The organism is Microbulbifer sp. Q7 (assembly GCF_001639145.1).
Lineage (GTDB): Bacteria > Pseudomonadota > Gammaproteobacteria > Pseudomonadales > Cellvibrionaceae > Microbulbifer.
This window is the reverse complement of record NZ_LROY01000001.1, coordinates 678291-699536: the sequence shown is the minus strand read 5'-3', so window position 1 is coordinate 699536 and position 21246 is coordinate 678291. Positions and strand designations below refer to the sequence as shown.

Annotated in this window: 17 protein-coding genes; 9 read left to right on the top strand and 8 right to left on the bottom strand. The window is 55.6% G+C overall.

The window, feature by feature from the left end:
- Positions 1–167 precede the first annotated feature (167 nt).
- The 5 genes from AU182_RS02780 to AU182_RS02760 all read left to right on the top strand — a co-directional run bounded on the left by AU182_RS02780 (position 168) and on the right by AU182_RS02760 (position 5329).
- Positions 168–1715, top strand: a complete 1548-nt coding sequence (locus AU182_RS02780) for a phosphoenolpyruvate carboxykinase (protein WP_066962035.1) — start codon at positions 168–170, stop codon at positions 1713–1715.
- Between the two features lie 268 nt (positions 1716–1983).
- A complete protein-coding gene (locus AU182_RS02775) occupies positions 1984–2580 on the top strand; it encodes a D-Ala-D-Ala carboxypeptidase family metallohydrolase (protein ID WP_227718090.1) in 597 nt (198 codons plus the stop codon).
- Between the two features lie 41 nt (positions 2581–2621).
- Complete coding sequence (locus tag AU182_RS02770) at positions 2622–3356, top strand: D-Ala-D-Ala carboxypeptidase family metallohydrolase (RefSeq protein ID WP_066960309.1); 735 nt, start codon at positions 2622–2624, stop codon at positions 3354–3356.
- 75 nt (positions 3357–3431) lie between these two features.
- Complete coding sequence (locus tag AU182_RS02765; RefSeq protein ID WP_066960291.1) at positions 3432–4565, top strand: AI-2E family transporter; 1134 nt, start codon at positions 3432–3434, stop codon at positions 4563–4565.
- Between the two features lie 224 nt (positions 4566–4789).
- A complete protein-coding gene (locus AU182_RS02760) occupies positions 4790–5329 on the top strand; it encodes a DUF3833 domain-containing protein (RefSeq protein WP_066960289.1) in 540 nt (179 codons plus the stop codon).
- Positions 5330–5424: 95 nt separating this feature from the next.
- On the opposite strand, the gene AU182_RS02755 is transcribed toward AU182_RS02760, so the two are convergent.
- The 5 genes from AU182_RS02755 to glnA form a co-directional block, all read right to left on the bottom strand.
- Positions 5425–5760, bottom strand: a complete 336-nt coding sequence (locus AU182_RS02755) for a zinc ribbon domain-containing protein YjdM (protein ID WP_066960288.1) — start codon at positions 5758–5760, stop codon at positions 5425–5427.
- 181 nt (positions 5761–5941) lie between these two features.
- Positions 5942–7354: a nitrogen regulation protein NR(I) gene (glnG, locus tag AU182_RS02750; RefSeq protein ID WP_066960286.1), complete on the bottom strand. Its 1413-nt coding sequence runs from the start codon at positions 7352–7354 to the stop codon at positions 5942–5944.
- Between the two features lie 49 nt (positions 7355–7403).
- Positions 7404–8489 carry a nitrogen regulation protein NR(II) gene (gene glnL / locus AU182_RS02745; protein ID WP_066960277.1) on the bottom strand — a complete coding sequence of 362 codons (1086 nt, stop codon included), beginning with the start codon at positions 8487–8489 and terminating at the stop codon, positions 7404–7406.
- A 238-nt stretch (positions 8490–8727) separates the two neighbouring features.
- Entirely contained in the window at positions 8728–9390 is a 663-nt protein-coding gene (locus tag AU182_RS02740) for a DUF4124 domain-containing protein (RefSeq protein ID WP_066960265.1), read from the bottom strand.
- Between the two features lie 239 nt (positions 9391–9629).
- Positions 9630–11036 carry a glutamate--ammonia ligase gene (gene glnA / locus AU182_RS02735; RefSeq protein ID WP_066960262.1) on the bottom strand — a complete coding sequence of 469 codons (1407 nt, stop codon included), beginning with the start codon at positions 11034–11036 and terminating at the stop codon, positions 9630–9632.
- Positions 11037–11396: 360 nt separating this feature from the next.
- On the opposite strand from glnA, the gene thiI reads away from it, so the two are divergent.
- Positions 11397–12863 carry a tRNA uracil 4-sulfurtransferase ThiI gene (gene thiI / locus AU182_RS02730; RefSeq protein WP_066960259.1) on the top strand — a complete coding sequence of 489 codons (1467 nt, stop codon included), beginning with the start codon at positions 11397–11399 and terminating at the stop codon, positions 12861–12863.
- A gap of 15 nt (positions 12864–12878) precedes the next feature.
- On the opposite strand, the gene AU182_RS02725 is transcribed toward thiI, so the two are convergent.
- The 3 genes from AU182_RS02725 to AU182_RS02715 all read right to left on the bottom strand — a co-directional run bounded on the left by AU182_RS02725 (position 12879) and on the right by AU182_RS02715 (position 16570).
- On the bottom strand, positions 12879–13880 hold the full coding sequence (locus AU182_RS02725) for a hypothetical protein (protein WP_153039093.1): 1002 nt from the start codon (positions 13878–13880) through the stop codon (positions 12879–12881).
- Positions 13881–13967: 87 nt separating this feature from the next.
- On the bottom strand, positions 13968–14897 hold the full coding sequence (locus AU182_RS02720; RefSeq protein WP_066962030.1) for a glycosyltransferase: 930 nt from the start codon (positions 14895–14897) through the stop codon (positions 13968–13970).
- Between the two features lie 5 nt (positions 14898–14902).
- The gene (locus tag AU182_RS02715; RefSeq protein WP_066960253.1) at positions 14903–16570 is read right to left on the bottom strand and encodes an alkaline phosphatase family protein; all 1668 of its coding nucleotides are present in this window, start codon (positions 16568–16570) and stop codon (positions 14903–14905) included.
- 796 nt (positions 16571–17366) lie between these two features.
- Between AU182_RS02715 and AU182_RS02710 the strand changes: the two genes are divergently transcribed.
- From AU182_RS02710 to AU182_RS02700, 3 genes are all read left to right on the top strand, one after another.
- Positions 17367–18713, top strand: a complete 1347-nt coding sequence (locus AU182_RS02710; RefSeq protein WP_066960250.1) for an oligosaccharide flippase family protein — start codon at positions 17367–17369, stop codon at positions 18711–18713.
- 45 nt (positions 18714–18758) lie between these two features.
- On the top strand, positions 18759–20654 hold the full coding sequence (locus tag AU182_RS02705; protein WP_066960247.1) for an acyltransferase family protein: 1896 nt from the start codon (positions 18759–18761) through the stop codon (positions 20652–20654).
- 133 nt (positions 20655–20787) lie between these two features.
- The gene (locus tag AU182_RS02700; protein WP_066960245.1) at positions 20788–21171 is read left to right on the top strand and encodes a VOC family protein; all 384 of its coding nucleotides are present in this window, start codon (positions 20788–20790) and stop codon (positions 21169–21171) included.
- The last annotated feature ends 75 nt before the right edge of the window (positions 21172–21246 follow it).

Here is a 21246-nt window from a genome sequence, read left to right as displayed (position 1 = left end):
TTTCGATCAAAAATTATACGCTTTTTCCTGTGATCGGCATTTGAAGTTTGCCATAATGCGCCCGCCAGCAGGCCAGTCGCGCATTTTGCCGCGGCAGTTTGTCGCGTTATTAGGCGGCACCCCCTACTATTTATTTCAGTGATACAACTTTCATGGGTAATAAGCGAATGGCACAGCAACACGAGACGGTGCAGGCGTTCTCCAACCTCTCAGCGGCACAATTGGTGGAGCAGGCGCTGCAGCGCGGCGAAGGTCACCTCACGCATACCGGTGCACTGCTGGCGGTAACCGGCGCGCGCACCGGCCGCTCTCCCGCAGACCGTTTTGTGGTGGAAGAAGCCTCCACCGCCGACAGCATCGAATGGGGCAGCGTGAACCGCCCCTTCTCGGCAGACAAGTTCGATGCCCTGTGGAACCGTGTTGAGGATTTCGTTGCCAGCCACGACAGCTTCGTGCAGCAGCTGCATGTGGGCCAGGACGAAGACCACTATATTCCCGTGAAAGTGACCACCCAGACCGCCTGGCACAACCTGTTCGGTCGCAACATGTTTATCCGCGCAGAAAAGTACAACCCCAAGGGCAAGGAAGAGTGGCGCATTCTGCACGCGGCCAACTTCGAGTGTGACCCGTCCCGCGACGGCACCAACTCCGAGGGCTGCGTGATCATCAACTTTGCCCAGCGCAAAGTACTGTTGGCGGGCATGCGTTACGCCGGCGAGATGAAAAAAGCCATGTTCTCCGTGCAGAACTTCCTGCTGCCGGAAAAAGACGTGATGCCGATGCACTGCGCCGCCAATGTGGGCAAAGACGGCGATGTATGCCTGTTCTTCGGCCTGTCCGGCACCGGCAAGACCACCCTGTCTGCAGACCCAGCACGCTACCTGATCGGCGACGACGAGCACGGCTGGGCCAAGGGCGGCGTGTTCAATATGGAAGGCGGCTGCTACGCCAAGACCATCAACCTGAGCCAGAAGAATGAGCCGGTGATCTGGGACGCCATCCGCTTTGGCGCCATCGTCGAGAACGTGGTGACCGACGATGCCGGTGTGCCGGACTACGACGACACCAGCCTGACCGAAAACGGCCGCTGCTCCTACCCGCTGGAACACGTGGAAATGCGCCAGCTGGAAAACCGCGCCGGCGAACCGAAAAACGTGATCTTCCTGACCTGTGACGTGACCGGCGTTCTGCCGCCCGTCTCGATCCTGTCCAAGGAAGCGGCGGCGTACCACTTCCTGTCCGGCTACACCGCCCGTGTGGGCTCCACCGAGCTGGGTGCGGAAGCGGGCATCCACCCCACCTTCTCCACCTGCTTCGGCGCCCCCTTCATGCCGCGCGCGCCCCGTGAGTACGCGGACCTGCTGATGAAGCGCATTGAAGACTTCGACTCCAAGGTCTATCTGGTGAATACCGGCTGGACTGGCGGTTCCGGTGAAAAAGGCAAGCGCTTCCCGATTCCGGTTACCCGCGCAGTGGTCGCGGCCATCCAGAGCGGTGCCCTGGAAAATGCCCCCACCGAACACCTGGACATCATGAACCTGGATATTCCGGTGGAAGTGCCGGGTGTGGACAAGTCCTACCTGAACCCGCGCAATGCCTGGGCGGATGCCAGCGCCTACGACGCCGCGGCCAGCAAACTGGCGGCTCTGTTCGCCGACAATATCGAGAAGTTCGCTGTCAGCGACGAGATCAAGGCCGCCGGCCCCAAGGCGTGACGGATTGATCTCCCCAGCGGTGGCAACGCCACCGCACGAAGGCGGCCCACGGGCCGCCTTTTTTGTGCCCGACGTTCCTGCCGCAGCTGGCTCAGGTGGCTATAGTCTTTAAAAGGCCATTTTTTTCCGTGCAGGGAGAACCGGCCTAGCGCACGCAACCGGGCAAGGACAAACAGGCACAGGCATGCCGTTAGGCAACCCTTTTTCTATTTTCAGGCGACGCTACGAGCACCTCCCCCCGAACCAGCAGACCAACTGGTGGGTCATCGTGGGAGTAGCGCTCCTGCTGTTGCTGTTGCTGTTCCTGCTGTGGCTCTACCTGTTCCTCAAGGAGCGGGAAAAACCCTACTACGAATTGCAGGGCTACCGCGTGGCCTCGCAGGCAAGCCTCAAACAGTTCTTGCGGCAGCGGGAAAACCGGCGCGCGTTCGGACAGCTGGCGGATTTTATGCAGGAAGCCAAGGTCGCGGATGCGATAGAGCCGCAAAACCTGCTGCGCCAGGGATCGGACTGGCTGGACATCAACGAGCCGCCTTTTGCGATACCGCCCCGGGATTACTGGCCCAACATGGTCCCCACCCTGCAGCTGATCCGCGACGAGCTGGTGCCGAATATTGGCCCGGTGGACGTGGTGTCTGCGTTCCGCACTGACCATTACAACCGCAAGGCCGGTGGCTCGGGCAAGAGCAAGCACAAAACATTCTGTGGGGTGGACCTGGTGCCGCGTTCCAATATCAGCCGCAAAGAGCTGGTGGAGGAACTGCGCAATCTCCACGCGCGCCTGGGCCCGGAAAGCCACATGGGCCTCGGTATTTATAGCGGCGTGCGCTTTCATGTGGACACCTGCGGGTTTCGCAGCTGGTAGCCCGAGTCCCCGTTTATCCGGAGTTAAGCGAGCAGTACACAATGGATATCAAGGAAACGCCCGATCACGAATTTGTCGACATCCACATTGAACGCCGCCGTGTAATCTGGATTGTCGCCCTGCTGCTCATCCTGTCACTGGTGTTGATCGTACTGACGGTGGAAAAAGTGCGTGAGCTGGCGGAGCGCATCGTCAGCCCGGTGGAATACATCGAGCCGGAGCCAGAACCCATTCCCGTTGACCCCGATGTGCCCCTGATCTATCGCATCAAGGGCTATACCGCGGCCAGCGCCATCGCGTTTGACAAGTTTCTCGACGAAGGCGACCACCGCGCGCACTTTGAGAAACTGGAACACTTTCTCAAGATCAACGATGTGGACGATGTGGTGCCATCGTTCGAGCTGATGCGCCAGGGCACGGACTGGCAGAAAATCGGTGAGCCCCCGTTTGCGATCCCCCCGGAAGACACCTGGGAGACCATGGTCGATACGCTCAAGGTACTGAAAAACTACATCATTCCGGAAATCGGACCGGTGGTGGTACTTTCCGGCTGGCGCACTGCGCGCTACAACGCCAAGGCGGGCGGCGCACGCACCAGCAAACACATGCACTTCTGCGGCCTGGATATGATTCCGGAGGACGAATACACCCGCAAGCAGCTGCTACCCAAACTGCGCCGCATCCACCGCAAAGTGGGTCGCAAATGGAACATGGGCCTGGGGATATACAGCGGTATTCGCTTTCACGTAGACACCTGTGGCTACCGCCGCTGGTAAAGCATCCTGCTATCTGGTTTCATAGCCGCTGGTTCCAAAACGCTCGACCAAATAACAACAAACAAGGACGCTCCGGTGCAGGAAAGACTGGAAAGACGCTCGTTTATCTTCACCCTGTTGCTGGTGACCATTGCCTTTGGCTTTTTGCTGAAGCCATTTTTCACCGCTATTTTCTGGGCCTGCGCGGTGGCGCTGATCTTTCACCCGCTGTACCACTATTTGCTGAAGCGCTTTCCCAAGTGGCCCAACCTCACGGCACTGGGCACCTTGCTGCTGTGTATCGTGGTGGTGGTAATTCCGGTGCTGGCGGTGGCAAGCTCATTTGTCAGCGAGGTCGCCAACCTTTATCAAAAAGTGCAGTCCGGAGAAATTAATCTCGGCGCCAAGGTAGAGCAGGTACGCGCGGCCTTCCCGGGCATTAACGCTGCACTGGAACGCGTCGGAATGGATTTTGACGGAGTCAAGGAACGCCTGCTGGGCGGCCTGATGACCGCCGGCAGCCTGATTGCGAAAAATGCCCTGGCACTGGGCCAGAACACACTCAACTTTTTCGTCAACCTGGGCCTGATGCTGTACCTGACCTTTTTCCTGATCCGGGATGGCAATTCGCTGACGGCGCTGCTGATTCGCGCCCTGCCTCTGGGGGATGAGCGGGAAAAACTGCTGCTGGCGAAGTTTGCCGAGGTCACCCGCGCAACCATCAAGGGCAACCTGGTGGTTGCCGTCACCCAGGGCACCCTGGGGGGGCTGATATTCTGGGCGCTGGGGCTGCCCGCCCCCTTGCTGTGGGGGGTGGTGATGACGGTGCTCTCGCTGCTGCCGGCGGTGGGTGCGGCAATCATCTGGTTCCCCGCCGCCCTCTACCTGTATGCCACCGGGGATGCAGTCAAAGCCACGGTGCTGATGGTCTTCGGCGTCGTCGTGATTAGCCTGGTGGACAATATCCTGCGCCCTATCCTGGTAGGCCGCGACACCAAGCTGCCGGACTACATCGTGCTGTTTTCCACCGTCGGCGGCCTGTTTATGTTCGGCATCAGCGGCTTTGCCATCGGGCCATTGCTGGCGGCGCTGTTTATGGCGTTCTGGGAGATCTTCATGCGGGAATTTATCAGTGGCGACCAGCCCCTTGTTCCACCGCCGCTCGAGTCACCGCTGGATGACTTGCACGACGAGAGGCACTCCGCAGAGCCGCGCCAATCCGGCGACTAGGTACGCCAAAGCCGGCGGCTCGTGGCCGAGCTGTTAATAGCCAAGCAGCGACAGGCAGGCGGACATGCCACACCGCAAATCCGTCTGCCTGAGCCGTTCGCTCACAAGTGCATGGGCCTCTAACGTTCCTCATGTCCGGACAGCTTTATACACATCCAATTCCAAGCCTTTTTCGTATTCTTCGTATACTCACTGTGCGTACACCCGAACATCAAAGGCAGTCCATGAAAAATTCCGTGTTACTGCTGCTGGTTATTGCATTTATATGTTCTGCCTGCAGCGCCCCCACTATCGAAAACTATGCCAACAACACGCCGCGTTTTGTGGCGGAAAACTTCTTTTCCGGGCCCATGAAGGCCTACGGAGTGGTGAAAGACCGCGGCGGTAGTGTTACCCGCCGCTTCGTCGCCGAGATCGATGGCAGCTGGGAAAACGGGCGCGGTGAGCTTCGCGAGAAATTCGAGTTTGACGATGGGGAAATACAGTACCGCACCTGGCAGATGGTGCCGATGGCGTCCTCCGGGACAGGCCTGCGCCAATACGCCGCCACCGCCGGCGACGTTGTTGGTACATCCACCATGTCGGTGGCCGGCAATGCGGTATTCATGAAATACGTTTTGCAGGTGCCCTACAAGGGCCGCACCATTAATGTGAATGTGGACGACCAGATGTTTCTTGTGGCGCCAAATGTGCTGATCGCCGAGTCGAAGCTGAGCAAATGGGGATTCAATGTGGGCGAGATTCAGCTCACCATCGTGAAGTAACTCACCGGCGCGGCCAGCCCATAGGCTGCCGCGCCCCGCCCGCAGCGCCTCACGTCACTCCGAGCAACTGGCGCAGCTTTTCTGCCAGACATACGTCAGGCCTTTTTCACAAACTCCGACTTCAATTTCATCGGCCCGATACCGTCAATTTTACAGTCGATATCGTGGTCGCCTTCGACCAGCCGGATATTCTTCACCTTGGTGCCCACTTTCACCACCAGGGAAGAACCTTTCACCTTCAGGTCCTTGATCACCGTTACCGTATCGCCATCGGCGAGCGGATTGCCATTGGCATCGTTAATCTTCAACCCTTCCTCTTCCGCGGTTTCTCCCGCAGCCCATTCATTGCCACACTCCGGGCAGACGAAAAGATCGCGATCTTCATAGGTATAGGTGGATTGGCACTTGGGGCAATTGGGGAGATCACTCATGGTCGCTGTCACTGATAATGATTGTTACGGTTGGCTGTTGCCGATCATCGTTTTACCGGGAATACAGGCAGTAAAGCAGAGTTGAAGTTGACGCTGGCTGATCAGGGTCAAAAATTGCGCGTACTATAACGAAAATGGGCACCTGCAGGTGCCCATTTTGGTCGTCGACATCAGTCAGCACTCAATCATCGGCGCCGTTCATCCCCAGCTCTTTCAGCTTGCGGGTCAGGGTGTTGCGCCCCCAGCCAAGCAATTCTGCCGCATCACGCTTGCGACCCGCTGTGTGCTTGAGTGCAATCTCGATCAGGGCGCGCTCAAACGCCGGCACTGCTTCGCTGAGAATTTCCCGCTGGCCGGTGGCCAGCGCCTGATCGGCCCACAGGCGCAGGGCCTTCTGCCAGTCCTGCGGGGCCTCGCTCGCGGCACCCTGCTGGTGCAGCTCCGGCGGCAGGTCGTCGACCAGCACTTCACGGCCGGAAGCCATTACCGTAATCCAGCGGCAGGTATTTTCCAGCTGGCGCACGTTGCCCGGCCAGTCGAGTCCAGACAGGTATTCCTCGGTCTCCTTCAGCAGAATCTTGGGCTCGACGCCGAGATCCTTGGCGGCACTGTTAAAGAAGTGCCGCACCAGGCGGGGAATATCTTCGCGGCGATCCGCAAGCCGTGGAATGTGGATGCGGATGACGTTCAGGCGATGGAAAAGGTCCTCGCGAAATTTGTGCTCTTCCACCAGGCGTTCAAGATCCTGGTGGGTAGCGGCAATAATGCGCACATCCACCTTGACCGGAGTGTGGCCACCGACGCGGTAAAACTCGCCGTCCGCCAGTACCCGCAACAAGCGGGTCTGGGTTTCTGCGGGCATATCCCCAATCTCATCCAGGAACAGGGTGCCGCCGTTGGCCTGCTCAAAGCGCCCGGCGCGCTGCGCGCTGGCACCGGTAAAGGCACCCTTCTCATGGCCAAACAGTTCGGACTCCATCAGGTCCTTGGGAATCGCCGCCATGTTGAGCGCGATAAAGGGTTGGTTCTTGCGCGGACTGTGATTATGTAGGGCCGCCGCCACCAATTCCTTACCGGTACCGGATTCACCGTTGATCAGTACGGTGATGTTGGAATGGGAGAGACGCCCAATCGCGCGAAACACTTCCTGCATCGCCGGCGCTTCACCGATGATCTCCTTATTGGCAGTACCGTTTTCGACGATCACCGGTTCTTCGGGCTGCTGCTCGTTGGCGTGGGCCAGGGCACGGCGGGTGACGGCCACGGCCTCATCCACATCAAAAGGTTTCGGCAGGTACTCGAAGGCACCGCCCTGATAGGCAGCGACAGCACTATCCAGGTCCGAGTGTGCCGTCATGATAATGATGGGCAGGGATGGACGCTCTGCCTGAAAGCGTTGCAGCAATTTAAAACCGTCGGAGCCCGGCATGCGGATATCACTGATCACCACATCCGGTGACTCGCTATAAAAGTCATCCAGGGCGCGGTCCCCGTTTTCGTAGCAGGTGGTATCGATCCCCGCCCGGGAAAGGGCGCGCTCCAGCACCCAGCGGATGGAGCGGTCGTCATCAATGATCCATACGCGATTATTCATAATCTCTTTCCGGTTCTGTTATTACGTTCTAATAATTTTTCTCTGCCGCTCAACCGTCATTGGCCAGCGGCAGGTATATCTGAAATTCTGTCTGTCCGGGCCGGCTCTCGCATTTGATCAGCCCGCGGTGCTGATTGATGATGTGCTGTGATATCGACAGCCCCAAACCCGAGCCTTCAGCGCGGCCGGAAATCATCGGGTAAAAAATGCGCTCGCGAATGTCTTCCGGAATACCCGGGCCGTTGTCCACAACATCGATACGGCATACCAGCGGGCAGTGCCTGCGGCCGATGGTAAACTGGCGCTGCACCCGGGTGCGGATGGTCAGGTCTCCGTCTGCGAGGCCCACGTTTTCAGCAATGGCCTGCATGGCATTGCGGGCAATATTCAGCACCGCCTGTATCAACTGCTCGCTGTCGGCAGGGATATCCGGGATCGACGGGTCGTAATCGCGCTTGATCTCCAGCGCCCCATCGCACTCCGCCTCGATTAACTGTGCCACTCGTTCGGTAATCGTGTGCACATTCACCGACTGCAATCGCACCGGCTGACGCGGACCCAGCATGCGGTCCACCAGGTTGCGCAGACGATCGGCCTCTTCGATGATGATCTGGGTGTATTCCGCCAGATCTTCGCCACCGGACTGCTCCAGTTCTTTCAATTCCCTTTGCAGCAACTGTGCCGCCCCGCGTATGCCGCCCAGTGGATTTTTCACTTCGTGCGCCATACCCCGCACCAGGTTGCGGGTGGTCTCCTGGGCGGAGATCAGCGCGTCCTCGCGGGCAATACGCAGCAGGCGATCCATGGACTGGACCTCCAGCAATAACAGGCCGAGCTCGGTGAGCGGCGTCACCGAGTAATCCACCGTGCACTCTTCCAAGTTGTGCAGCAGCCATAACGCACGCCGCACGGTGTACTTCTCCCCGCTTTCCAGCGCCGAGCGCAACGCCTGCTGCGCAGAGCGAGACTCGCGGACCACGTCTTCCAGAGGCAAGCCAATGGAGCGCGCACTGGACGCCGCCACCAGGTCTTCGGCCGCCGAATTCAGGTAGCGCAGGGACAGATGCTCATCCAGCACGAGAACGGCCGAGGTCAGGTTGTCGAAAAGCAGGCGTAACTGGCGATCATTGAGCATTCGGGGGGATCCGACTTCATTCATTTCTTCGGGTCGCCTAATGGCAGTGCAAAAAGCAAACCAAAATGGCGCAAAAAACCGGACTCTTTCGGGGCTTAGAATTCGAGGAACGGCATTTCAGTACAGAGGATGCACCAAATTTGTGCATAGATCAAAATATGCGCTGCCTGAGGCCCAGAATAGGGCTCGCGGGAGAGGAAGAGAGGGGCCACGCCTTATGGTGGCCCGCGCAGAAAGATTACCGCTTCGGCTTGGGCGTGAAACCCGGTGCCTGCTGAGCCTTGGGCATCGCCGGTGCCTGACCCGCGGGGAAGTCCGGAACCTGACCACCCGGACGCTTCACGTACACCTCGATTGCCTGAGAGCGGGCCAGTGGCTGCCCCCGGGAACCCAGCAGCACCGCCTGTATCGTATGTGCCCCCCGCTCCAGCGCAGAAATATCCAGGCTGGTACCGGAGGAGCTGCCCGACCAGCGCTGGCCGTCAACCACCACAAAAAACTCGTAGCCATCCCGTGGTACCGGGTCCAGCGCTACCTGCAACACGATAAACCGCTGGCCCGGAGGGATGGTGGCCCCATTGACCGGGCTCACAATCGAGAAATTCACCGGCCCGGTGTCGTCGCCAGCGCGGTTTTCGTCTCGGTCGCGGGGAGACAGTCTGCGTGTCGGCAGGGGCTGCCGGGGTGCAATGGGCTGCACGTTGATGGGACCAATCTCCACCTTTTCGGCCTTGCCGTCCGGCGGTGGGCTGTCACTGAAGGTGATACGGCCGTCCGGGCCGACGATCTTGTACACACTGCCAGGGGCGCTGTCCTTCTGATTCTCGCTGGCGCCCGAGTCCTGCTGCGCCAGGACCGGCACGGCGAGCGTAAGCGCCAGCGCTGCTATCCACCTGTTCATGGGCTTTCCTGCCTCTCGCATTCTGTTGGAGGTTGCTTGTTAAAGGCTAGTGTACTCCGGTCTGCGCTACCGGCATAAAAAAAGCCCACACCGCAAGGTGTGGGCTTTCTCGTCATCTTTGCACCGTTCTCACCAGACCTTGCAGATGCATGGGCCGGCGGCGGCGCTCCGATGATACTCCGTTTTAACCCCAAATAGGATTTTAAAAGGAGGCGCCTGCGGCGTCTTTATACTGATCTTTATACTGAATAGTACAGTTCGAACTCAACCGGGTGAGTGGTCATGTTCACACGCTGTACTTCTTCGCGCTTCAGCTCGATGAACGCATCGATAGCGTCGTCGGTGAATACGCCACCTTCGGTCAGGAAGGCGCGGTCCTGATCCAGTGCGTCCAGGGCCTGCTCCAGGCTGGAAGCCACGGTCGGGTACTCGGCCAGCTCTTCCGCCGGCAGGTCGTACAGGTCCTTGTCGGCTGCGTCGCCCGGGTGGATCTTGTTCTTCACGCCGTCGAGGCCAGCCATCAGCAGGGCTGCGAAGGCCAGGTACGGGTTGGCGGTCGGATCCGGGAAGCGAGTCTCGATGCGCTTGCCTTTCGGGCTCGGCACGAACGGAATGCGGATAGACGCAGAGCGGTTGCGCGCAGAGTAGGCCAGGATAACCGGCGCTTCGAAGCCCGGAACCAGACGCTTGTAGGAGTTGGTGGAAGAGTTACAGATCGCGTTCAGGGCGCGCGCGTGCTTGATGATACCGCCGATGTAGAACAGGGCAGTTTCAGACAGGCCAGCATAGGCGTCACCGGCGAACTGGTTCACGCCATCCTTGCTGAAGGACTGGTGCACGTGCATACCGGAACCGTTGTCACCCACCAGCGGCTTGGGCATGAAGGTAGCGGTTTTGCCGTAAGCGTGGGCTACGTTGTGTACCGCGTACTTCAGGATCTGTACTTCGTCCGCTTTCTTGGTCAGGGTGTTGGCGCCAACGCCGATTTCACACTGGCCCGCAGTACCCACTTCGTGGTGGTGCACTTCGATTTCCAGGCCCATGGCTTCCATGGCGGAACACATGGCAGCACGGATGTCGTGCAGGGAGTCGACCGGCGGAACCGGGAAGTAACCGCCTTTCACGCCCGGGCGGTGGCCCATGTTGCCGTCAGTGAAAGAGGCACCGGAAGACCAGGCTGCTTCTTCAGAGTTGATCTTGTAGAAGGCGCCGCCCATTTCGGCACCCCAGGTGATGTCGTCGAATACGAAGAACTCGGGCTCCGGACCGAACAGCGCGGTGTCGCCGTAACCGGTGGACTTCAGGTATTCCTCAGCGCGCAGTGCGATGGAACGCGGGTCGCGCTCGTAGCCCTGACCGGTGATCGGGTCAACGATGTTACAGCGAATGATTACAGTCGCTTCATCGGTGAAGGGGTCCAGGAAAGAGGTTTCATCGTCCGGCATCAGGATCATGTCGGATTCGTTGATACCCTTCCAACCTGCGATGGAGGAACCGTCGAACATCTTGCCTTCTTCGAAGAACTCGCCGTCAACTTCCTTGGACGGAAGAGAAACGTGTTGTTCCTTACCTTTGGTATCGGTGAAGCGCAGGTCTACCCATTTGGCTTCGCTCTCTTTGATCAGTCCGAGCGTTTTCGCTGACATTGCAGTCCTCCAAGAATGAAAAATTATGTTTCGCGCCAATTCGCGTTGTCTTGTGGCAACAGTAAAAGCAAGGAGTGTGCCAAATTGGGGCAAACCGGCATAAGGCGGCCTCGGGCCCACGAAATCCGGTGGCAACCACGGGTTCTCGGCGATTAACCAGCAGTGAACCCTCACGATAGTCACAATATTGGTGCCCGCCAACACAGGAATGCACCAATTTGGGGCCATCAGGTCACCGCAAGCACCAAACTGGTGCCGCAAGCAAAATCCGGATAGCGAGTTTATAATTCGCCACCTTTGCCGGAAAGGCTATAACTCCTTTCCTGGCCTCACATTCAACCGCGGTTCCGGCACACTCCCATGCACTTTGTCGTCAAGTTTTTCCCAGAGATCACCATCAAAAGCAATCCCGTGCGCAAGCGCATGTCGCGGCAGCTCGCCGACAACCTGCGCAAACTGATGCGGCAGCTGGATGACCGCATCAAGGTGCTCAAGGACTGGGAAAAAATCGACGTGATTGCACCGGATGCAGTATCCCACCTTTCCGAGCGCATTGAAGAGGTACTGGCGCACACTCCAGGCATCGCAAATTTTGCCCGGGTGCAGCAGTTTCCCCTCGGCGATCTGGACGACATCTACCAGAAGACCCTCCCGATCTGGGGACCGCAACTGGCGGGCAAGACCTTTTGTGTGCGCGTCAAGCGGACCGGTAAACACGATTTCCAGTCACTCGATGTGGAGCAGTACGTGGGCGGCGGGCTGAACAAAAACACCGATGCCATCGGGGTGAAACTGAAAAATCCCGATGTCACCGTAAAACTGGAAGCCCGCCACGACAAACTCAACGTGATCGAGGAACTGCATCAGGGTCTGGGCGGTTTCCCGCTGGGCACCCAGGATCCGGTGCTATCGCTGGTTTCCGGTGGCTTCGATTCCACGGTTGCCAGTTACCTGACCATGAAGCGCGGCATTCGCACCCACTTCCTGTTCTTCAACCTGGGCGGCCGCCAGCATGAGCTGGGCGTCAAGGAAGTCGCCTTTTACCTGTGGGAAAAATACGGCGCTTCCCATCGGGTAAAATTCATCACCGTACCGTTCGACGAGGTGGTTGCTGAAATACTCGAACAGGTCGATGACTCCTATATGGGTGTCACCCTGAAACGCATGATGCTACGCGCCGCCTCGGTGGTTGCCAAGGAACTGGACGTGGACGCAGTGGTGACCGGCGAGGCCATTGCCCAGGTTTCCAGCCAAACCCTGAAAAACCTATCGGTCATCGACAGTGTTACCGATACGCTGGTGCTGCGCCCACTGATTACCTCCGACAAAACCGACATCATTCGCACCGCTCGCGCCATCGGCACAGAAGAGTTTGCAGCGAACATGCCGGAGTACTGCGGGGTAATTTCCGTGAAGCCCACCACGCGGGCAAAAATGGAGAAGGTGGAGCACGAGGAAACCCGCTTCGACTTCACGGTGCTCGATCGCGCTATCGGCAACCGCGTGATGCAGAACATCGACGAAGTAATGCAAGATCTGGGTGAAGATGCACCGCCGGTAAATATTGTTACCGAACCGGGCGATGCCATCGTCATCGATATCCGCCACCCCACAGAAGAGGAAGTGAACCCCCTGGAACTGGAAGACACCGCGGTGGAGACCATTCCGTTCTTCCGCCTCAGCACGGCCTTCCAGAAACTGGACAAGGAAAAGCACTATCTACTGTATTGCGATCGCGGCGTAATGAGCCAACTGCATGCATCGCACCTGCTGGATGAAGGGTATCGCAACGTTGGGGTCTATCGGCCGGAGAAACCGAAGCATTGACACTGAAGAGCGCGCTTAGCTTACCCGCTCCAGAGAGCTCGTCGATCGCTTCGCGGTCGACTTGGATCTCTGGATGACCCGACGAGCCGCATTATCGCGGGTGGCCCCTGCATCTGGGGACCCGGGTATTCCCTGAAGCTCATCATAGAAACTTGCGGGATTTTTTATCAAGTCCTGTCGAATAGTCCGGTATAACCACGCATTCCGCTTCGCAATCCTGTCAGGAAAAATTTTCTCCAGCCAGAACACAATACGCTTTGCCTGCCTTGAAAGCAGCGGAATCCGACCAAGCCATTCGCCGAATTTCTTGGTCCAATGCCTGCCTTCTGCTCTGAACCTCTTTACACGCGAAGAGGAACCCATATGGAAAATCAAGCCGCCGTATACACCACCCATCAGGAAGTGATATTCCACAGCGTTGGAACGCAGCAGCTTCAACCAGGGTACCCCACGCTTCCAAAGCTTGTAGCCCACGCCTATACCCGTATCAAACGGCTGCTTTGTTGCCTCAGAAAACTGCGCAAACTCAACTGCATCAGCCTCCTCCATAGGCTCACCAAAGCGCAAATCCGCATGGCGGTAAAGCTGTGCGGACGCAAATATGAACGAGGGATGCGGCAAATAGGTATCACCGTTTTCCTCCCTCTGAATCGCCATCAACTCCACGTTGTGCTCTTTGAGTAATGCCAACGCGCGATCAAAAACGTCCCATGAGATAGGCCAACTGTCGACATCCAGTGTACAGATGTAGTCGCAGCCATCATCCAGTGCGACAGATTTTAGCTGATCGAGATACCAGATATGCTCCAGGCTCCCCCGGAGATCGGTTCCCTCCACAGGTACCGGCTGGAGATACTCCCTTTCGGAGAGGTAGTGCCGCAACTCTGGGGCTAACCGGTTGAACGCCGCATAGATTTTAAACTGGTTTTTGTAACACGCCTCTAACCTACGAAAATGCTCCTGAATTACCCACTCTTCTTCTGGGTCCAGGTAATAAACAACCAGAATACCGATCATAACTTTCCTGCCTCGCATATTTGCCTTCCTTGAGCCCCATTAGCCTTTGGCTAATGAGGGGACATCAAAATTTATGACCTACCCTGTTCACCCAAGTGCACGATCATGCGTCGACTTTACCGACCCCCTGAGGACACATGCGAGAAGCTTCCACGCATCCCGTGAGAGTATATTTCCGGCAAGTACCCTTGCCGTATAATGTCGGGCAGTTGCCAAATGGCCGGCAGACAACGCCCACCATGCCCACTTTGAAAACACCATCCGCTCGGTAACAGGCTCTGCATCCTCAGGCTCATACACGATAGCGTCCGCAATACCCCTTCGTGTATATGCATCCTGGATTGCATTGAGTGTCGAGCGCCGTTGTTGCAACCTGTTCGAATACCCAATGCTACTGAAGTGCTGCCGGTAACGAAGCAACGTTAACGGTAGATTGGCAAGTCGGCCGAGCTCCGCCAGTCTGAGAAAAAGATCGATATCTTCCGCGTGCGTGTATTTTTTTCTATAGCCACCCACCGTTTTGAAGGCGCTCGCGCGTATGATGCTTGCAGGGTGAATAATGGCACCACCTGCCCCAGCGAGGTGTGCGGCATCAATCTTTTCATGCATCCATTTTTCACCCATTTTTCGCAGTGGGCGATCACAGGGATCAATAAGTAGAACCTCACTTCCACACGCTACGCAGTCATCATTCTTCTGCATAAACTCAACAAGCTCGGCGAAGCGCTGGGGTTCACAGATATCATCTGCATCCATCCGAATCAGATAACTTGCGCCGGTCATTTCCGCCAACTCGTTGAGGGTGTCAATCAACCCTCTATTTTCACGTGAACGGAACCGGATGCGAGAGTCTTTCGCGGCATACCTCTCCAGCACGCTACGGCTTCCATCAGTGGACCCGTCATCAATGATACAGAACGTGAAATCCGCATGTGTCTGGCTGAGAACACTCTGCATCGCAGCATCCAGATAATGCCCCGCATTGTAGACCGGCAAAATGACCGCAACGTCTTCCACCGGCCTCACTCCGAAGTTGCAACTGCAGCAGCCGTGCTGACAAGAGATATCCCTTCCGTATCACCGCTCGGCGCACCATTGACCAGCGTTATAAACGTTTCGCCAAGATCGATAACATGCCCACTATCGCGGAAAGCGACGCCATCCGTGTTATCGCCGTATAGAACCGCAAACCCGTTGGCACGGTGGCTCCCTGTCCGCCAAAAGGGAACCGGACCAATTTCCCCCACGGAGCCACAGGCTGCATGATTTGACACAACATCCTCACTCCAAATAACCACCAGATCGGCATCCGGAAGATTGGGGTCCGCATCCAATGGATTGCTTCGTGTCTTGACTACTCGATCAACCAGCTTCGCTTGCGTATTCACATCCTTCAACTCAGAAAGCTCTCTGATCAGCTCATTGCAGAGTTCTTCATACTCGTCCGGGGAAACTATTCCATTGCGATCTCGACCGATCAGATTAATTCGAATATAGCCTTCCGAAAAACTGGGAAGTGAAAACGCCTTCATTTCAGGACGTAGATTTTCATACCAATTTGGACACTGAAAAGGCTCATCACGGCCAGCTTTTCGCAGAAGCACAGGATCGAGAATTGAGTCAGATAAGGTGTTGAGCGACAAATACGATTCAATTTTTCGATAGGTATTCGGAGCTGCCAAGCGCTTTATCCAGTTCTTTAGCCAACCACTTTCCCTTGTTGCAGACCACAGCGCGCTAGCCATCCCGTATTTTTTCTGGAATTTCTGGCTTATGGATCTTCGATTTACTTTTGACGAGATCCCACCAATTGCTTTCTTACCGGGAAAGTTCCATCGGTAAAGAAACTCCGGCAAGAATACGATACTTGGAAGGTCCATCGTATTCGGACCCATGCCATGGGCCGAGAACAGTACCAGCCTTCCATTCTTGGGAATTACGTCAAGAATCCGGCCTACCGCCGTGTCGATCTCCTTGAAAGCCTCCAGAAGGAGATTCCGCGGTGCCGCTTCTATCAAAAACTCATTGATCGGATGGCTATTGCCTAGATGCCAGAAATAATGTCCGGCTACGTGACTCTCGCCAAAGATTGTCAAAAAAAAGTCCCACCGATTATTCTTGATGAGATCTACGCAGGCGTCGGCGCGACGCCGAATGCCGGTCTTCATGTCTTCGAAGAGCTGTAACATTCGTTCGTAGTTGTAACAATTGCCGCCGTCGTTATTAAGTAGCGGATGCGGGCCGTACTTTCGAACGATATCGTCCCAAAGCTGCGGAGGTTCAGAAACACTATCGGTCTGCCCCGAATGTGTCCCCCACGCCAACACCTGAATACCATCCACGGACTTGTCAATTGCGGTCTGTGGCATATCAAATACTGCTACTTTTTTTCCCGGCATCTTTGCGTAAAACGGACGATGCTTTTTAAAATCAAAACTATGAATAAGTTTCGTTTTGTAGGCATTAGCGTCATATTTAATCGGCGACCAATATCCTGTAGCGGCAGGGGAGGCGCCCGTGAGAAACGTCGTCCAGGGGGTTTCTGCTCGATACCAGTCATAATTTCGCAATGCGCAATATTTACCTGCACGGTAGATCTTGGCGATATTGGGCAGCTCTCCACTTTCGACCCAGCGCTCAATAGCCACTGAATCGGCGGAATCTAACCCCAAGGCGATAACCGGATGCATCACTAACTCTCCCTGTTTCGTGATTATTTGATGAGATTTCTCAATAGCACTGGCACGTATTGAAGTAGAATCGCGTACGCCCTGAACTCTTAGCGGGGCTCTTTGCGGCACACTTTGCGTGTTAGCGCGGGCAGAAAATCGGCAACCCAAAAGGGTGACGAAAACCGGGCAACCGGTTCAGCACCTCCCTTGAAACTTCCTTGTCGCCGAGATATTACCCACCATGGTACGGTCATGCCTGTTGAATTTGAAGAAAAAATGTGACGTAATTCGCCTCAATTTCGGGCGGTGGATAGGAAGCCCTCAGACTTCAGGCTGTTCAATCGAGTGGTGCGCGCTTTTTAAGAACCGGTATTTGCGGAGCAATGCAGTAACCTTGCCCCGCTTGGCGCGGCCTGCATCTTTTTGGCGCTCTTTTTCTCCAGGTGGCCATTGGGGGGATTGCGCACAAAGGAGGCGTACGCCTTTTCTGTTGGCTCACTTCTTGCTGGCGATTCTTTTACTGACCTCCGGTGACCAGAACATGGGGAGCCTAAGGTCTTTGCATTCCGCACTAATCCCGTAAGTACGCGCTCTTTTCAAGCCGATCTGCTTGCTGGCAACCAGGCCAATGATGCTTCAGCGATAACCTGGAAGTTATCGCGGCATCGCGGCCAGGCGAAAAGCGCTGGATAGAAGCCCGCGCTGTCCGTACCCGATACGGACGAATCATATGTAGGCCGGACGGACTTCACGTGGGCTTGCCAAGCACAGCTCTACTGGCCCATCAGGCAGTTGAGATAACAAGGACGTTTTCATGTTAATTGCCAATCGTGGCTCGGCGCTTCTACACAGCCTGAGGCACAGCAACTCGACCAAGGTTCGCGGTATTCGCAGTGCGGGCTGGACCTTTATTGGCTATGGTTCGGGACAACTTATCAGGCTACTCTCCAACCTGATACTCACTCGCCTGCTTGCACCTGACATGTTTGGGTTGATGGCGCTCGCACAGGTGTTCATTACCGGCATGGTAATGTTTAGCGACATCGGAATAAAAACCTCCATAGTTCGGCACAAATCAACCAGCGACGACGACTTCCTCAATACCGCCTGGACGGTTCAGATTATTCGGGGAGGCTTTATATTTCTGATTTGTCTGCTGCTAGCCTATCCGATTTCGGTTGTTTATGAAGAGCCCACGCTTTTCCCAGTGCTGGCGGCACTCGGTATTAGCGCATTGATTCAGGGCTTCCAAACCACCGCATATGCGACGGCAGAGAAAAATCTTGCCATCGGCAAGCAGACCGTAATTCAAATTTCGACGCAGATCTTTGCCACGCTGGTTATGGTTGTCTGGAGCTATTTTTACCCCACAATTTGGGCGCTAGTCGCCGGAAGCATTCTGAGCACAATGCTTTCGGTCATTCTTAATCACGCTTATCTAAATGCCGAACACAGGCACAGAATCCGTGTCAGTGGACCACACCTCAAAGAAATAGTCCGGTTTGGCAAATGGATATTTATCTCGTCCATTATCGGATTTTTTGCCAATCAAATGGATAAGCTTTTCCTGGGCAAGGTTTTGACAATGAGCGAACTTGGCGTGTATGTAATCGCCTTTACCTTGGCCCAGCTTCCGGAGAGCATTTCCAACACGATCAGTAACAAGGTGATGATGCCTCTATACTCCAAGGTTCAGGATGCAGACATCGAAACCATCCGTTCTCATGCATTTAAAATGCGCCTGAATCTCGGAAGCTTTTGCCTTTTTATAACTCTATTTTTTGTGATTTTCGGAGAGAAAATAGTATCGTTTTTGTACGATGAGCGATATATGGACGCGGGGTGGATGCTAGAGGCGCTTGCTCTGGGCGTTGCCATCCGTGTTGCGACAAAGGTAGGGCCCTTTCTTTTGAGCAGAGGTGACTCAAAGACCTTTACCACAATTGTCGCCATGAAAACCGTAGTCGTATTTACATCAATGCTTATCGGATGGATTAACTTTGGTGTACCGGGTGTCATATATGCGACAGTCGTTGCCAGTATTGCCAACTATTGCCTCGAGACCTTGATCTATCGCCGCCACAATCTGTGGCTATGGAAACTAGATTTTTCATTTTTCTCGGTTATCGCCCTATGCTTTGCGCTTTCCAGGCTGATCTAAAAAATCTTTAAACGAAAAACGGTTTTCATGCGGGGAGGTTAAACGTTGGCTAGCAGTGGGTTCCGATTCGACATAAACGGTCTGCGCGGCTGGGCCGTTATCGCCGTTGTCCTGTTTCATTTTCTGCCCGACCTATTGCCCGGCGGATTCGCTGGCGTTGACGTGTTCTTTGTAATCTCTGGCTTTCTAATGACTGGAATCATCCTTTCCGGCATCGAGAATCGCACTTTCAATATCATCGGATTTTATGTCGCACGCGCCAATAGGATAATCCCGCCACTTGCTATACTTTGCATTATCATGCTTTCTTTGGGGTACTGGTACCTGTACCCCCCCGAGTTTGAGACGCTCGCTAAACATGCAATAGCCAGCCTGGGATTCTTTTCGAATATTTTATACTGGGGCGAGTCTGGATATTTTGAAGCGGCCTCGCATAAAAAATGGTTGCTGCATACCTGGTCACTGTCCGTTGAATGGCAGTTCTATATTCTGTATCCGTTAATACTCGCGGGGTTAGGCAGCTTTCTATCTCTGTCGAAAATCAGGTGGGCGCTACTATTCTGCACATTAGCTGCATTCGTCTCCGGCTGCGTTGCCACGTTCAGCTGGCCAGATGCGACCTATTTTCTCCTGCCCACCAGAGCATGGGAACTGATGCTTGGCGGCCTTGCCTATGCGTTCCCGGCCAATTTTTCACTGCTTTTTCGGCGCTCTCTGGAGGCAGCCGGGCTTGCGCTCATCGCACTAACGTACCTTCTGGTGGATAGCGACATTCCGTGGCCAGGCTACCATGCCGCAGCTCCCGCGCTGGGAGCGTATTTGCTCATACTGGCCAACCGGCAAGACAGCCTGTTTACCAACAACGTCGCATTGCAGTTTATCGGCAAGCGGTCCTACTCGGTTTATCTTTGGCATTGGCCTGTTGCTGTTCTGGGGCTGCACCTCACCGTGGCGCACTGGTGGGTCCCGGGTTTCGCTCTAACGCTATTACTGGGCTGGCTTAGCTATCGATACGTGGAGACGATACGGCTCCCCAGCTATCAGCAATTACACAAGGCAGCCGTGTCCAGGCCGACACTGATCTTGTTAGCGTCTGGCTGTTTTGCGCTTGCGGTTTTCAGCACTGGTGGCGTAGAGACTCGCTTCCCGCAGACATTCATGGATTTGCACAAGCAGGCGGGCCTGACCAGTCCACACCGCTCACAATGCCATATTTCGGAATACCGCCCACCAGAGGATTCTTGTGAGTATTTTGTAGAAAACATCCGGTGGGCGACCCTGGGTGATAGCCATACCATTGAACTCGCGCACGAGCTCGCAAAGCGATTGCAAGACAAGGGAGAAGGGCTGAAGCACTTTAGTTTCTCTGGTTGTCCGCCGTCGTTTCAGCTCAGGAATGTCGTCAGTGAGTGCGCCGAGTGGTACGACGCTTCGCTGCAATATATCGTTGAGCACCCGAGTATAGAAAATGTGGTCGTCGGGCATCGCTGGTCTTTTGCCTTTTGGGGGGACAATGTCGATGCCTATCCGGACCTCCCGCCGCAACCCGTCTCACCTGCGGTCACCGCCATGACCGAGTCCCTGGAAAAGATTATTCGCACCCTGGCCAGCAACAAGGAAAATGTGTTCGTCGTCTATCCCATGCCAGAGCTCGGCACTAGCATCCAAAGTTTGATCAATAAGGCGATGGACGACGACAGGTCACTTTCTGAGATTCCAGGCATCACCGTGGATTATTATCGGAGTAGAAACAGCTGGATATTGCGTCATTTTGATACCACTGAGTATCCGGAGAACGTGCATTTTATCGAGCCCGAGAAATTATTTTGTGACAGCACTTTCTGCTACGCGGTCAAGGACAGCGAGCCACTGTACTACGATGATGACCATCCATCCCTGGCAGCAGCGAAGATTCTGTCGCGCGAAATCATCAGGCAGTAACCGGGCTCATTTCACTCGCGGTGCCTCGTATGGCTTCACTGGGCGATTTTCCGTTGATGCCAGATTGCGGTTTTCCTCTTCCCGGGTTTCCACTAAGCTCAACGGCACAATCTTTCAGCCAAAAGGAATGACGATGTTCAGTCACATCATGCTCGGCGCAAACGATATTCAGGAATCCAAGGCGTTCTACGATGCCATTCTCGGAGCGCTTGGCTACAAGCCCGGTGTAATCGATGAGAAAGGGCGCTGTTTTTATTTTACCGATACCGGCGTGTTTGCGCTTTCCAAGCCTATTAATGGAGAGCCGGCAAGTGGCGGTAACGGCAGCACTATCGGGTTCGCGGTGAAAAGTCCGGAGCAAGCGGATCAATGGCACGCCGCGGGTCTTGCCAACGGCGGGACCGCGTGTGAAGACCCGCCCGGGGTGCGCGAAGGAGGCGGTATGAAGTTGTACCTGGCGTATTTACGCGATCCTGCAGGCAACAAGATTTGCGCATTGAAGCGCCTGGAGAGCTGAGTAAGCCTTCGCTTCCGACGCCCGAGAAACAAAAAAGCCCGAGCGAGTCGCCGGGCTTTTTTGTTTCGGAATGGT

Coding starts and splice junctions, on each gene's coding strand:
- glnA (WP_066960262.1), bottom strand. CDS start 11,036: ATGTCAGCGAAAACGCTCGGACTGATCAAAGAGAGCGAAGCCAAATGG.
- glnG (WP_066960286.1), bottom strand. CDS start 7,354: ATGAATAATCGCGTATGGATCATTGATGACGACCGCTCCATCCGCTGG.
- AU182_RS02710 (WP_066960250.1), top strand. CDS start 17,367: ATGTTAATTGCCAATCGTGGCTCGGCGCTTCTACACAGCCTGAGGCAC.
- AU182_RS02725 (WP_153039093.1), bottom strand. CDS start 13,880: ATGATCGGTATTCTGGTTGTTTATTACCTGGACCCAGAAGAAGAGTGG.
- AU182_RS02780 (WP_066962035.1), top strand. CDS start 168: ATGGCACAGCAACACGAGACGGTGCAGGCGTTCTCCAACCTCTCAGCG.
- glnL (WP_066960277.1), bottom strand. CDS start 8,489: ATGCTCAATGATCGCCAGTTACGCCTGCTTTTCGACAACCTGACCTCG.
- AU182_RS02715 (WP_066960253.1), bottom strand. CDS start 16,570: ATGCATCCGGTTATCGCCTTGGGGTTAGATTCCGCCGATTCAGTGGCT.
- AU182_RS02755 (WP_066960288.1), bottom strand. CDS start 5,760: ATGAGTGATCTCCCCAATTGCCCCAAGTGCCAATCCACCTATACCTAT.
- AU182_RS02740 (WP_066960265.1), bottom strand. CDS start 9,390: ATGAACAGGTGGATAGCAGCGCTGGCGCTTACGCTCGCCGTGCCGGTC.
- AU182_RS02760 (WP_066960289.1), top strand. CDS start 4,790: ATGAAAAATTCCGTGTTACTGCTGCTGGTTATTGCATTTATATGTTCT.
- AU182_RS02770 (WP_066960309.1), top strand. CDS start 2,622: ATGGATATCAAGGAAACGCCCGATCACGAATTTGTCGACATCCACATT.
- thiI (WP_066960259.1), top strand. CDS start 11,397: ATGCACTTTGTCGTCAAGTTTTTCCCAGAGATCACCATCAAAAGCAAT.
- AU182_RS02700 (WP_066960245.1), top strand. CDS start 20,788: ATGTTCAGTCACATCATGCTCGGCGCAAACGATATTCAGGAATCCAAG.